Origin of the sequence: Streptomyces sp. V4I8 (assembly GCF_041261225.1) — a bacterium.
GTDB lineage: Bacteria > Actinomycetota > Actinomycetes > Streptomycetales > Streptomycetaceae > Streptomyces.
The window spans coordinates 3948675-3962026 of record NZ_JBGCCN010000001.1; the positions used below are offsets into that span (position 1 = coordinate 3948675).

Consider the following 13352-nt stretch of genomic DNA (forward strand, 5'->3'; position numbering starts at 1 on the left):
CCCCGCCCTCGCCCGCCGAGCCAGTCCGAACCGGTCCGAGTGGGTCCAGTTAACAGCCCGATAACTGAACACATCTCTCCGCTCCGGGTCCCTTGACACCCCCGCTCTGACCGACGACCCTTCAACTCATCACCTGTGGGAGCGCTCCCACAGTACCTGACACATACACATCCCGCACGTTCCCCGCCCGAGCCGCAGCGAGACAACAAACGGGCCCAACAGTGCAGTTGGCCGGGGGGTCGGCACGTCAGGCAACAGGAGGACGCAATGCGCACGAGTACCCGCGGGTCCCGCCGGCTGATGACCCTCGCGGTCGCAGCCGCGCTGACGACAGGGCTGCTCGCCGGCTGCGCCGAGGACTCGGACGACAACTCTTCGGGCGAGGGCGGTGGCAACGGAGGGGGCGGCAAGACCACCCTCACCGTCGGCACCTTCGGCACCTTCGGCTACAAGCAGGCCGGCCTCTACGACGAGTACATGAAGCTCCACCCCGACATCACCATCAAGGAGAACGTCACCACCCGTACCGACGTCTACTGGCCCAAGGTCCTCACCCGACTGCAGGCCGGGGCCGGTGCCGACGACATCCAGGCGATCGAGATCATGAACGTCACCGAGGCCGTCCAGACGCAGGCCGACAAGTTCGTCGACCTCGGCAAGGAGGTCGACAAGTCGCAGTGGCTGGACTGGAAGAACGCCCAGGCCACGACCAAGGACGGCAAGCTGATCGGACTCGGCACCGACGTCGGCCCGATGGCGATCTGCTACCGCAAGGACCTGTTCGAGAAGGCCGGCCTGGAGACGGACCGCACCAAGCTCGCCGCGCAGTGGAAGGGCGACTGGGGCAAGTACGTCGACCTGGGCAAGGAGTACATGAAGAAGGCGCCGAGCGGCACCAAGTTCGTGGACTCGGCCTCCTCCGTCTACAACGCGGCCCTCGGCGGCGGCACCGAGCGCTACTACAAGGACGACGGCACCGTCGACTGGGACAAGTCGCAGGGCGTCAAGAACGCCTGGGACGTCGCCATGGACGTGGCGACCAGCGACATGTCGGCGAAGCTGAAGCAGTTCGACAAGCCGTGGGACCAGGGCTACGCCAACGGCACCTTCGCCACGGTGGCCTGCCCGGCCTGGATGATCGGCTACATCCTGGAGAAGTCCGGTGAGTCCGGCAAGGGCAAGTGGGACGTGGCGGCGGCGCCGACCGCGTCCAACTGGGGCGGTTCGTTCATCGGCGTGCCGACCTCGGGCAAGCACCAGAAGGAGGCCATCGCGCTGGCGAAGTGGCTGACCGCGCCCGAGCAGCAGGCGAAGGTGTTCGCCAAGCAGGCCAGCTTCCCGTCGACCCCGGCGGCGTACTCGACCCTGAAGCCGGCCGCCGCCACCACGGAGTACTTCTCGAACGCGCCGATCACGCAGATCTTCTCCGACTCGGCGAAGACCATCCCGACGCAGTACTTCGGCATCAAGGACCAGGCGATCAACACCGCGCTGACCGACATCGGCATCCTCCAGGTCGAGCAGAAGGGCAAGAGCCCTGACGAGGGCTGGGACGCGGCGTCCGAGGAGATCAAGGACGTGCTCGGCCAGTGACCAGCTCCAAGCAGGCCCTCGCGCGAGCCGCGAGCGCCGACGCCGCGCCCGGTGACCAGCCGGGCGCGGCCCGCCGCGCGCACGGTCGCGGTACGCCGCCTCCGCCGGGCCCGGATTCCTGGCGCAGCCGGCTGTACCGCTGGGACATGAAGGCGTCGCCGTACGCGTTCATCGCCCCCTTCTTCATCGTCTTCGGGGCGTTCTCGCTGGTCCCGCTGCTCTACACGGCCTGGTACTCGCTGCACAACGTGCAGCTGGCCAACCTCGACGGCCAGACCTGGACCGGCCTGGACAACTACCAGAACCTGCTGTCCTCGGACTTCTTCTGGAACGCTCTGGGGAACACCTTCACCATCGGCGTGATCTCCACGGTGCCGCAGCTGCTGATGGCGATCGGCCTGGCGCATCTGCTCAACTACAAGCTGCGCGGCTCGACCGTGTGGCGGGTCGTGATGCTCACCCCGTACGCCACCTCGGTGGCGGCGGCGACGCTGGTGTTCGTGCTGCTGTACTCGTGGGACGGCGGCATGATCAACTGGCTGCTGGAGTTCGTCGGCATCGATCCGGTCAACTGGCGTGAGTCCGACTGGGGTTCGCAGTTCGCGGTCTCGTCGATCGTGATCTGGCGCTGGACCGGCTACAACGCGCTGATCTACCTGGCGGCGATGCAGGCGATCCCGGCCGACCTCTACGAGTCCGCGGCGATCGACGGCGCGGGCCGCTGGCAGCAGTTCCTCCATGTGACCATCCCGCAGCTGCGGCCGACCATCCTGTTCACGGTGGTCGTCTCCACGATCGGCGCGACCCAGCTCTTCGGTGAGCCCCTGCTGTTCGGCGGGGTGAGCGGTTCGAAGGGCGGCTCCGAGCACCAGTACCAGACGCTCGGCCTGTACATGTACGACCAGGGCTGGATCATCGGCAACCTCGGCAAGGCCTCCGCGATCGCCTGGTCGATGTTCCTGATCCTGCTGATCGTCGCCGTGATCCAACTGCTGGTGTCCCGTCGGCTGAGGAAGTCCCAATGAGCACAAGCGAACTGACGACTCCCCAGACCTCGAAGGCCGCCAAGGACTCGAAGCCGCGGCGCGAGCGCCCCCGGGTGATGGGCGCCGGCAAGCAGCTGCACGCCGGCCCGCTCACCTACGTCGTCCTGACCGTGTTCGCGCTGGTCTCGCTGGCCCCGCTGGTGTGGACGGCGATCGCGGCCTCGCGCACCGACCGGCGGCTCGCGGAGACCCCGCCGCCGCTGTGGTTCGGCGGGAACCTGTTCAAGAACATGGACCGGGCGTGGGACGAGGCCGGGCTCGGAAAGGCGATGTTCAACACCACGTTCGTGGCGGGCACGATCACCATCAGCACGGTGCTCTTCGCCACGCTCGCCGGTTTCGCCTTCGCCAAGCTGCGGTTCCGGTTCTCCGGTCTGCTGCTGATGCTGACGATCGGCACGATGATGATCCCGCCGCAGCTGGCGGTCGTACCGCTGTATCTCTGGATGGCGGACCTCGGCTGGTCGAACCAGCTCCAGACGGTCATCCTGCCGACGCTGTGCACGGCCTTCGGTACGTTCTTCATGCGGCAGTACCTGTTGCAGGCGCTGCCGAGCGAGCTGATCGAGGCGGCGCGGGTGGACGGCGCGAGCAGTCTGCGGGTCGTCTGGCACGTGGTCTTCCCGGCGGCGCGGCCCGCGATGGCCGTCCTCGGCCTGCTGACCTTCGTGTTCGCCTGGAACGACTTCCTGTGGCCGATCATCGCCCTCAACCAGGAGAACCCGACCGTGCAGGTCGCGCTCAACTCCCTCGGCACCGGCTATGTCCCCGACCAGTCGGTGATCATGGCGGGCGCCCTGCTCGGCACGCTGCCGCTGCTGATCGCCTTCCTGCTGTTCGGCAAGCAGATCGTGGGCGGGATCATGCAGGGGGCGGTCAAGGGCTGAGGCCCGGCCATATCGCTTGTCCGGTACGTCCCTTGGGGCTGGGTCACCGCCGTCTCGGCCCCTCAATCCCCCTCTCCTCCCCCTTCCCTCCTCCCCTCCTACCCGTCGGTCTCCACGACCCCCTATGGGAGCGCTTCCATGCCTGAACCCATGTCCTCCGTGTCCTTTCCCCCCGCCTTCCTCTGGGGCGCGGCGACGTCCGCGTACCAGATCGAGGGGGCGGTGCGGGAGGACGGCCGCACGCCGTCGATCTGGGACACCTTCAGCCATACGCCGGGCCGGACGGCCGGCGGCGAGCACGGTGACATCGCTGTCGACCACTACCACCGCTACCGCGAGGACGTGGCGATGATGGCCGAGCTCGGCCTGACCGCGTACCGCTTCTCGGTCTCCTGGTCGCGCGTGCAGCCGACGGGCCGGGGCCCGGCGGTGCAGCGGGGCCTGGACTTCTACCGCCGTCTGGTGGACGAGCTGCTGTCCGTGGGGATCAAACCGGCCGTCACCCTCTACCACTGGGACCTCCCCCAGGAGCTGGAGGACGCGGGCGGCTGGCCGGAGCGCGACACGGCGTACCGCTTCGCCGAGTACGCGCAGATCGTCGGCGAGGCGCTCGGCGACCGCGTGGAGCAGTGGATCACGCTCAACGAGCCGTGGTGCAGCGCGTTCCTGGGCTACGGCTCGGGGGTGCACGCGCCCGGCCGCACGGAACCGGGCGGCTCGCTGCGGGCGGCCCACCACCTGAACCTGGCGCACGGCCTGGCCACTTCGGCCCTGCGCTCGGTGATGCCGGCCCGCAACTCGGTGGCGCTCAGCCTCAACTCCGCCGTGGTACGGCCGCTTTCGCAGGACCCCGCGGACCTGGCGGCGGCCCGGAAGATCGACGACCTGGCCAACGGCGTGTTCCACGGCCCGATCCTGCACGGCGTCTACCCGGAGTCGCTGTACGCGGCGACGGAGCTGGTGACGGACTGGTCGTACGTCCTGGACGGCGACCTGGCCGCGATCAACCAGCCCCTGGACGCCCTGGGGTTGAACTACTACACCCCGGCGCTGGTGTCGGCGGCCGAGACGGAGGTCAGCGGCCCGCGGGCCGACGGCCACGGGGCGAGCGAGCACTCGCCGTGGCCGAGCGCGGACGACGTGACGTTCCACCAGACCCCGGGTGAGCGCACGGAGATGGGCTGGACGATCGACCCGACCGGCCTGCACGACCTGATCATGCGGTACTCCCGGGAGGCGCCCGGCCTGCCGCTGTACATCACCGAGAACGGCGCGGCCTACGACGACAAGCCGGACCCCGACGGCCGCGTCCACGACCCGGAGCGCATCGCCTACCTGCACGGCCACCTCTCCGCGGTCCGCCGCGCGATCGCCGACGGCGCCGATGTCCGCGGCTACTACCTCTGGTCCCTGATGGACAACTTCGAGTGGGCGTACGGCTACGAGAAGCGGTTCGGCGCGGTGTACGTCGACTACTCGACGCTCGCCCGGACGCCGAAGTCGAGTGCGTACTGGTACGGGAAGGCGGCGCGGACGGGGACGTTGCCGGCGGTGGAGACGGAGCTCTAGCCGACGGCACTCGGCCGGGGGGCGGGATGCGGAACGGGGCACGGCACGGGGAGGGGGCGTGCCGCGCCCCGGCTGGGTGGTCAGTCAGGTCATGGCGGTCGGCTGTCCGTCCCTACTTGCCGTACGCCGCGAACGCCTTCGAGAACGCGAACTTCTCCTGGAGGATGGAGCTGCACGTCGCGTCCGCCGCCGGCTTCTCGCCGCCCGGGCACTGCTTGTCGCGGGTCGCCGACCACATCGACAGCCAGCCGAGGCCCTTGGACTGGGCGAACTTCACCAGCTGGGTGGCGTCGTCGACCTTGAAGATCTCGGTGGTGACGTCGTTGACGCCGATCATCGGGGTGACGGCGACCGTCTTCCAGGCCGCGCTGTCGGAGAGGCCGAGCACGCTCTTGACCTGGGCCTGGGTGGCGGTGGCCGCCTGTTCGGCGTAGGTGCCCATGTCGCCGCTGTAGGCGGGGCCGTAGTCCATCGCCATGATGTTGACCGTGTCGGTCCGCACGCCGTTCTGCTTGGCGTCGGCGAGGAGGTCGACGCCGGGCTGGGTCAAACCCTCCGGCATGACGGGGAGGGTGAAGGAGACGTCCAGGTCGGGGTGGGCCGCCTGGAGCTTGGCTATCGCCTGGGCGCGGCGGGTGTTGGCCGCCTTGTCCGGCAGCGCGCCGCCCTCGACGTCGAAGTCGACCTTGGTCAGCTCGTACGCGTCCACGACCTTGCCGTACGCCGCCGCCAGTGCGTCCGCCGAGGAGCAGGTCGTCGCCAGCTCACTGCCTGCCGCGCCGCCGAACGAGACACGGACATCGCCGCCCTGGGCACGCAGGTCGCCGATCCGCGCGGCCACCGCGTCGCCGCCGAGGTCGGTGACGCCGCCCCACTTCGGGGTGCAGCCGCCGCCGTCGGTGATGAAGGCGAGGTTGTAGTTCTTCACGCCGGTCGCCTCGGCGCTCGCCGCCATGTCGAACGCCGGGTAGAGGGAGGTGTCGATGTACGGCGCGAAGCCGGCGGCGGTTCCCGTTCCGGTGCCGGGGGTCTCCGAGGGCTTGGCGGTGGGGGTCGCGGTGGGGGGCGTGCTCTGGGTGGGCGTGGCCGTCGGCTTCGGCGTCGGTGTCGGCTTGGCGGATTCGGTGGATGTGGGGCGGCCGCTCGGCTCGGGCGTCGCGCCGTCGTCCGTGGAGCACTTCGCGTCGTCGATCAGACAGCCCGTCGGTGCGCCCGTGCCGTTGACCACGAAGCCGACCGTCACCGACTCACCGGCGGCCAGCCCGTCCGTGTCCCACTTCGGCGGCGTCACGGTGACGTGCTGCCCGCTCACACTCGACTCGGCGTTCCACAGGGAGCTCAGCTTCGAGCCCGACGGCAGGGCGAACTCCAGCGTCCACTGCTTCTCCGCCGCGCCGCTGTTGTTGGTGACGACGTACTGCGCGGTGTAACCCGTCGACCAGTCACTGGTCTTCGTGTACGCCGCCCCGATCCCGGCCGCCTGCGCGGTGCCGGTGAACACGAGCGCGCCGCCCCCGACCACGGCCGCGGCGACTAGACCGCCGATCGCCTTGTTCCTGCCGCTGATCTTGCGCCGGTGGGTGCTCATCGCGTGTCTGCCTTTGCTGTTCGGGGGTGGGGTGCGGCAGCACGCTAGCGATCCGGAATCGGGCAAAAGCCCTGATCCAGACCGGTGTTGAGGACCTTAGGGTGCGCTTAAGGAAGGGATCGGGGACGGTTAAAGGTCGAGACCAATTTGCCGGGTCGGCGTCTTCGGACCGACCCCCGATGCCCCCTGCGCACGGGGGCCCGCCCGTCCAGCTGGATCCAGATCCGCACCTCGGTCCCGCCGAGCACCGACGACCCGATCCGTACGTCCCCGCCCGTCGACTCCGCGAGCCGTCTCACGATGTCCAGGCCGAGCCCGGTCGAGCCGGCGTTGCCCGAGCCCCGACCGCGGGCCATCGCCGCCTCGGGGTCGGAGATGCCGGCCCCCGCGTCCGAGACGAGCACGATCACCGCGTCCTCGCCGTTGTGCACGTCGACCGCGAAGGCCGTGCCCTCGGGCGTGTGCCGGAAGACGTTGCCGAGCAGGGCGTCCAGCGCGGCCGCCAGATCCGCCCGGGACACGGGTATGCGCACCGGCCGGTCCACGCCGGCCACCCGCACCTTGCGGCCCTCGTCCTCCGCCAGCGCCGACCAGAACGCCATGCGCTCGCGCACCACCTCGGCCGCGTCGCACCCGGCGCCCGGACCGGCGGCCACGGTCTGCGGCTTGGCATCCCGGGCCGTACGGATGATCGTGTCGACCTCGCGCTCCAGCTGGGCGACGGCGGCCCGGGTCTGCTCGGCGGCCGGACCGTCCCCGAGCGAGGCGGCGTTCAGGCGCAGCACGGTCAGGGGTGTCCGCAGGCGATGGGACAGGTCGGCGGCCAACTCACGCTCGTTCGCGAGGAGTTGCACCACCTGGTCGGCCATCGAGTTGAACGCGACCGCGGCCAGCCGCAGTTCGGTGGGCCCCTCCTCGGGGACCCGGGCGCCCAGCTTGCCCTCACCCAGTTCGTGCGCGCCCTCGACCAGGCGCTGCGCGGGCCGCACCATCCGTACGCCCAGCCGGTCGGCGACCGCGACCGAACCGACGATCAGCGCGAGGCCGACGCCTGCGAGGACCGCCCAGGCCGTGGTGAGGCCGTTGGTGACCTCCGCGTCGGGGACGTACACCTCGACGACGGCGATCTCACCGGAGCTCAGCGCGACCGGCTGGAGCAGCGTGGAGCCGCCGGGTACCTCGCTGGTCGAGGCGCGGCCCAGCCGTCGTACGGTCGCGATGTCGTCGGCGGCGGCGCGCCGTCGCCCGAGGTCGACGGCCGCCGAGTCACCGGAGGCCGGTATGTGCACGGCCATCCCCGCGTCCGACCCGGCCGAGGCGACGACCCGCTCCAGCTGGTCCCGGTCGGTGGTGATGGACAGTGCCGGGGCGACGGCCGCGGCCTCCCGCTCGGCGTTGGAGAAGGCGCGGTCGCGGGCCATCTCCCTGATGACGAGTCCGAGCGGGACAGCGAAGGCGACCACGACCATGGTGGTGACCGCGAGACAGACCTTGACCAGTGCCCACCTCATCGCGGTGGCTCCAGCTTCACGCCGACCCCCCGCAGGGTGTGCAGATAGCGCGGACTGGCCGCCGTCTCGCCCAGTTTGCGGCGCAGCCAGGACAGATGGACATCGATGGTCTGGTCGTCGCCGTACGACTGCTGCCACACCTCGGCGAGCAGTTCCTTGCGCGGTACGACGACGCCGGGCCGCCCGGCCAGGAAGGCGAGGAGGTCGAACTCTCGGCGGGTGAGGTCCAGGCTCACGCCGTCCAACTCGGCCTGGCGGCGCAGCGGGTCGACGGTCAGACCGCCGACGCGGAGCACGCTCGACGGCGCGGCCTCCCCGCTGCCCGACCGGGCCCGGCGCAGGACTGCGGCCATCCGGGCCGACAGGTGCTCGACCGAGAACGGCTTGGTCAGATAGTCGTCCGCCCCGGCGTTCAGCAGCCGGACGATCTCCGCCTCGTCGTCCCGTGCGGTGGCGATGATCACCGGCACGTCCGTGATGCCGCGCAGCATCTTCAGGGCCTCGGAGCCGTCCAGATCGGGCAGACCGAGGTCCAGGATCACCACGTCGAAGCGGAAATGGGCGACCTCGCGCAGCGCCTCCAGTGCCGTACCGACGCTGCGCACCGTGTGGGCGGCGTCGGTCAGGTGCCGGATGAGCGCCGAGCGTACGAACTGGTCGTCCTCGACCACGAGCACACTTGCCATGCGCCGCACCGTACGCCATGCGAGCGAGCCCGGTCCGGGCCTGTGGACAACTCAGCACCTGTGGACAACTCCGGCCCTATGGACCGCTCCGCGGACAACTCCGACCCCGCGGACAACCGCGCGACACGTCCGGGACTCGTGAGGCAGTATGGCCGCGATGCGCAGAGGACTCGTACACGTACTGGCTTGGTCGCTCGCCACGGGCGCGGCGGTCACGCTGTCGTGGTGGGGTGTCCACACGGTGATGGCGGGCACGGTGTACGACCGGCCCCGCGCCCTGCCCATCACGGCGGCCGACGCGACGACGCAGGAGTCGAAGCCGCTGGCGTCGTCGACGAATCGGCCGACCCCGTCGAAGGGCCCGTCGAGCCCCTCGCCGAAGCCGGCCGGGACGCCCCGCACACCGACCCCCTCTCAGACACCCCCGACGAGCACCAGCCCCTCCCCCACCACATCCGGCCAGGTCAAGAGCTACGACACCGACGGCGGTCGCGTGGTCTTCGACATCGCCGAGACGGACGCGACCCTCGTCTCGGCCACCCCGGGTGCGGGCTGGTCGATGCAGGTGTGGAAGACGGAGACGTGGATCCGGGTGGAGTTCGGCTCCGGGGCGGACCGGGTGTCGGTGTTCTGCACATGGCACGACGGGCCGCCACGGGTGGAGATCGGGGACTACTGAGTCACCGGAACACCGACGGGGGCGGGGCCGGGGAGGCCACCGCCGCAAGGTCGGTCACGGGGGCGGCCCCACCGGTGAAGTCGGTGAGCGCCTTGCCGTGCTCGACGCGGGCGGGATGCGGGTCGGAGGCGGCGCGACGGGTCAGTTCGGCGACGGGGAGCGGCCGGTCGGATGCGACGAGGACGGCGTTGCCGAAGCGTTTGCCGCGCAGTACGGCCGGGTCGGCGGCCAGGGCGAGTTCCGCGAACCGGTCGGCGGCGGTGGCGATCTGGCCGCGCAGATGCGCGAGCGGCGGGCCGTCCGCGAGGTTGGCGGCGTAGACGCCGCCGGGCGCCAGGACCCTGCGTACGTCGTCGAGGAACTCCGTCGAGGTCAGATGGGCAGGGGTACGGGTCCCGCTGAAGACGTCGGCGATGACGAGGTCGGCCCACCCGTCGGGCACCTTGGCGAGACCGTCCCGGGCGTCCGCCGACCGCACCCGGATCCGGGCGCCCGGATCCAACGGCAGCTCCCGGCGGACCAGTTGGACGAGGAGGGCGTCCCGCTCGACGACCTGCTGGGTGGAACGGGGCCGGGTGGCGGCGACATAGCGGGCGAGGGTGAGGGCACCTCCGCCGAGGTGAACCACGCGTACCGGTTTGCCCGGCGGGGCGACGAGATCGATGACGTGCCCCAGGCGCCGCTGGTACTCGAAGGAGAGGTATGCCGGGTCGTCCAAGTCGACGTGCGACTGGGGAGCCCCGTCGACGAGGAGCGTCCAGGCCCGGGCGCGGTCCCGGTCGGGTATCAGCTCGGCGAGTCCGCCGTCGACGCGTTCGACGACGGCCTCGGCCTCGGCCGACCGGCGCCTGGCGTTCCTGGACTTTCCCATTGGGTCATTGTCGCAAGCGGCAGGCCGCGTCGCCCGGCAGCGGTGTCACCGACAGTTGTCGGCCGCCTCGATCAGCCGCGCGGCCTCCCCCAAGGCCGCCCGCAGCGCCGCGGGATCCGTCGCCAGGTCCGCCTCGCCGGGCGGCAGGAGCCAGTCCGAGCCCTCGACCGGCGGCTCGGGGTTCAGGTTCAGGCTCAGCCCGCGGCCGTCGGTCTCCGTACACGTGCTGCCCGGCACGTCCCAGGCGGCCGCCGTGCCCGACGGGACCACGAAGCCGAGGGTGTCGCCACCGTCGTCGTGCAGTACGGGCCCCACCGCGTCCCCGGCCGCCCCGCGCCGCAGGATGTCGACCGCCTCCAGGCCCTGCCGCGCCGGAACCGTGACCACGTCGCAGCCCGCCGCCGGCGGCTCACCGCACTCCGCGGTCGGCCCGTGCCCGGCCGTTGTCGACGGCGTATGCGGAGCGATGCTCTGGCTGGTCTCCATCCCGACCTCCACCACGGAACCCCTTGTGCAGTCCGCAGAGTTCAACGCGGCCCGACGTCAACGGCTACGGCGGAAGTCCGCCGCAAAGGATGGCAGTTCATGGCAGATCACGTATGAGATATCCGTTTTGTAGCCAAACACTGCGTGGCGAGTCCGCTACAGCAGGTACGTTCATGCCCGCCGACAGCAAGGGCACCACACGGATATTCGGTACGGGTATTCGGCTCAACCCGTCCTCGCTCCGGCATGGTTCGACGGTTCGCATGAGAGGACCCGGCCATGGCGTCGTCAGAGCTGACCTCACCCCAGCCCTCCCTTCCACCGAGGCCGAATGTCACGTTCCGGCAGCTGCGCGGTCAGCGCTCGCCGGCCGAGTTCGCCGCGGCGGTACGACGGGCCGCTCGGGAGATCGGTGAGCGGGTCAGCTGTGACGCGCGTTACGTCGGGCGGGTAGAGGCCGGCGAGATCCGCTGCCCCAACTACGCGTACGAACGGGTGTTCCTGCACATGTTCCCCGGCCGCGCGCTCGCCGACCTCGGCTTCGCGCCCCGCTCGTCCGTACGCGGGCGCCGGGCGCACACCGACGAGGACGCGCCCCTCGTACACACCACAAGCCCGGCGTACACCGCAAGTGAGACGCGGAGGGGCCACGAGCCGTATGACCCGCAGAACCCGTACGCCCCGCACGACCCGTACAAATCAGAACAGAACCATGAGAACCACCAGAACCACGAGATCCACGAGGAGAGCGACGTGCTGCGTCGCGCATTCATGACCGGCGGGGGCGCCACCGTGGCCGCCGCCTCGCTGAGCCCCCTGGGGCTCGCCTTCGACGCCGCGGCCGCGGACCGTCCCGTCCGGCGTGTCGGGGTGCACGAGGCGGACGCGCTCGAGGAAGCCGTACGCCGTATCCGGCTGCTCGACGACCGGCATGGCGCCGACGGCCTCTACCGGCGCGCGGCCGCCCCGCTGCGTGCCGCGTACGAACTGCTCGACGCCGGTACGACCCGGCAGGCGACCGGCGACCGGCTCCACTCGGGCGCGGGTGAACTGGCCATCTCGGTGGGCTGGCTGGCGCACGACTCGGGACGGTTCGACGACGCGCGCTCGCACTACGCGGAGGCGCTGGCGACGGCCCGGATGGCCGGGGACCCGGCGCTGGAGGCGCACGCCTTCTGCAACACGTCGTTCCTGGCCCGGGACGCGGGCCGGCCGCGTGAGGCCGTGCGGGCGGCACAGGCCGCGCAGCGCGCCGCACGCCCCCTGGGCTCCTCCCGTCTGATGTCCCTGCTGGCCCTGCGCGAGGCGGGCGGCTGGGCGGGGCTCGCCGACCGCACCGGCTGCGAGCAGGCCCTCGTTCGCGCACAGGCCCTCTTCGAGCGGGGCCGCTCGGACGCCGACCCCGAGTGGATGAGCTTCTACGGAGAGGCCGAACTGGAAGCGCTGGAGGCGCAGTGCTGGTCGATACTGGGCAACTGGCAGCGGGCGGCGCGGCACGCCGGGCGGGCGGCCCAGCTCCAGGACCCGCACTTCACCCGCAACATCGCGCTGTACACGGCCGAACTGGCGGACGACCTGGCCCGGGGCGGATGCCCTGACGAGGCCGCGGCCGCCGGGATGCGGGTGCTGGACCTGCTCGACCAGGTGCAGTCGTCGCGGGTCCAGACGATGCTGGCCGGGACAGCGCGGGTGCTGCTGCCGCACCGGCGGGCGAGCGGTGTGTCGGCGTTCCTGGAACGCCACGCGAGCACGCCCCGCATGGCATGACCGGCGCGGCCTGAACGGCCTGAACGGCTACGCCGCCAGGTGGCCCAGGTCGTTCCAGCTCTCGATCGCCGGCTCCCCGTACGCCCACCCCAGCACCGACAGTGACGTCGGGTTCAGCCGGATCCGTGCCGCGAAGTCGAGAGGCAGCCCCAGCCAGCGCGCGCCTATGGACCGCAGGATGTGGCCGTGCGCGAAGACCAGCACGTCACGGTCCTCCTCGAGCGCCCATGCCACCGCCTCGTCGGCCCGGGCCGTCACCTCGGACAGGCTCTCGCCCTCCGGCACGCCGTCGCGCCAGATGAGCCAGCCGGGCCGGACGGCCTGGATCTCCGCCGGTGTCATGCCCTCGTAGGCGCCGTAGTCCCACTCCATGAGCGTGTCCCAGGTACGCGCGCGTTCGCCGAAACCGGCGAGTTCGCACGTCTCACGCGCGCGTGACAGCGGGCTGGTGCGGATCTCGACCCCCGCCAGCCCGTCGTACGGCGGGCGGTGCAGACGCTCGCCCAGCAGCTTCGCGCCCCGGCGGCCCTCCTCCAAAAGCGGCACATCGGTCCTGCCCGTGTGCTTGCCGGACAGCGACCACGCCGTCTGTCCGTGCCGGGCCAGCAGGATGCGCGGTGCCATGGAAAGGCCTTTCCGGGAGAAACGAGAGGCGGACCCGTCCATCAT

Annotated in this window: 12 protein-coding genes; 6 read left to right on the forward strand and 6 right to left on the reverse strand. The window is 70.9% G+C overall.

The annotated features are described in order from the left end of the window. Positions 1-267: 267 nt before the first annotated feature. The 4 genes from ABIE67_RS17900 to ABIE67_RS17915 all read left to right on the forward strand — a co-directional run bounded on the left by ABIE67_RS17900 (position 268) and on the right by ABIE67_RS17915 (position 5095). Positions 268-1593, forward strand: coding sequence for an ABC transporter substrate-binding protein (locus tag ABIE67_RS17900; RefSeq protein WP_370258434.1), 1326 nt, complete (start codon positions 268-270; stop codon positions 1591-1593). Then, positions 1590-2618, forward strand: a complete 1029-nt coding sequence (locus ABIE67_RS17905) for a carbohydrate ABC transporter permease (protein WP_370258437.1) — start codon at positions 1590-1592, stop codon at positions 2616-2618. The genes ABIE67_RS17900 and ABIE67_RS17905 overlap by 4 nt, the downstream gene beginning before the upstream one ends. Further along, complete coding sequence (locus ABIE67_RS17910; RefSeq protein WP_370258441.1) at positions 2615-3526, forward strand: carbohydrate ABC transporter permease; 912 nt, start codon at positions 2615-2617, stop codon at positions 3524-3526. The genes ABIE67_RS17905 and ABIE67_RS17910 overlap by 4 nt, the downstream gene beginning before the upstream one ends. Positions 3527-3676: 150 nt before the next feature. Next, a complete protein-coding gene (locus ABIE67_RS17915; RefSeq protein WP_370268693.1) occupies positions 3677-5095 on the forward strand; it encodes a GH1 family beta-glucosidase in 1419 nt (472 codons plus the stop codon). Positions 5096-5207: 112 nt separating this feature from the next. Here the strand turns inward: ABIE67_RS17915 and ABIE67_RS17920 are convergent, their stop codons facing one another. The 3 genes from ABIE67_RS17920 to ABIE67_RS17930 all read right to left on the reverse strand — a co-directional run bounded on the left by ABIE67_RS17920 (position 5208) and on the right by ABIE67_RS17930 (position 8880). Next, positions 5208-6683 (reverse strand): cellulose binding domain-containing protein, encoded by a 1476-nt coding sequence (locus ABIE67_RS17920; RefSeq protein WP_370258444.1) that lies wholly within the window; start codon positions 6681-6683, stop codon positions 5208-5210. A gap of 107 nt (positions 6684-6790) precedes the next feature. Beyond that, the gene (locus ABIE67_RS17925) at positions 6791-8194 is read right to left on the reverse strand and encodes a sensor histidine kinase (RefSeq protein ID WP_370258448.1); all 1404 of its coding nucleotides are present in this window, start codon (positions 8192-8194) and stop codon (positions 6791-6793) included. Next, on the reverse strand, positions 8191-8880 hold the full coding sequence (locus ABIE67_RS17930; RefSeq protein ID WP_370258451.1) for a response regulator transcription factor: 690 nt from the start codon (positions 8878-8880) through the stop codon (positions 8191-8193). The genes ABIE67_RS17925 and ABIE67_RS17930 overlap by 4 nt, the downstream gene beginning before the upstream one ends. 157 nt (positions 8881-9037) lie before the next feature. Here ABIE67_RS17930 and ABIE67_RS17935 point away from each other — a divergent pair, with 157 nt between their 5' ends. Then, positions 9038-9559 carry a hypothetical protein gene (locus ABIE67_RS17935; RefSeq protein ID WP_370258455.1) on the forward strand — a complete coding sequence of 174 codons (522 nt, stop codon included), beginning with the start codon at positions 9038-9040 and terminating at the stop codon, positions 9557-9559. Position 9560: 1 nt separating this feature from the next. On the opposite strand, the gene ABIE67_RS17940 is transcribed toward ABIE67_RS17935, so the two are convergent. Beyond that, positions 9561-10430 (reverse strand): spermidine synthase, encoded by an 870-nt coding sequence (locus ABIE67_RS17940; protein WP_370258458.1) that lies wholly within the window; start codon positions 10428-10430, stop codon positions 9561-9563. Between the two features lie 45 nt (positions 10431-10475). Beyond that, entirely contained in the window at positions 10476-10916 is a 441-nt protein-coding gene (locus ABIE67_RS17945; protein ID WP_370258461.1) for a hypothetical protein, read from the reverse strand. A 279-nt stretch (positions 10917-11195) separates the two neighbouring features. Between ABIE67_RS17945 and ABIE67_RS17950 the strand changes: the two genes are divergently transcribed. Next, a complete protein-coding gene (locus tag ABIE67_RS17950; protein WP_370258463.1) occupies positions 11196-12683 on the forward strand; it encodes a hypothetical protein in 1488 nt (495 codons plus the stop codon). 27 nt (positions 12684-12710) lie between these two features. Here the strand turns inward: ABIE67_RS17950 and ABIE67_RS17955 are convergent, their stop codons facing one another. Further along, entirely contained in the window at positions 12711-13307 is a 597-nt protein-coding gene (locus ABIE67_RS17955) for a histidine phosphatase family protein (RefSeq protein WP_370258467.1), read from the reverse strand. Between the last annotated feature and the right edge of the window lie 45 nt (positions 13308-13352).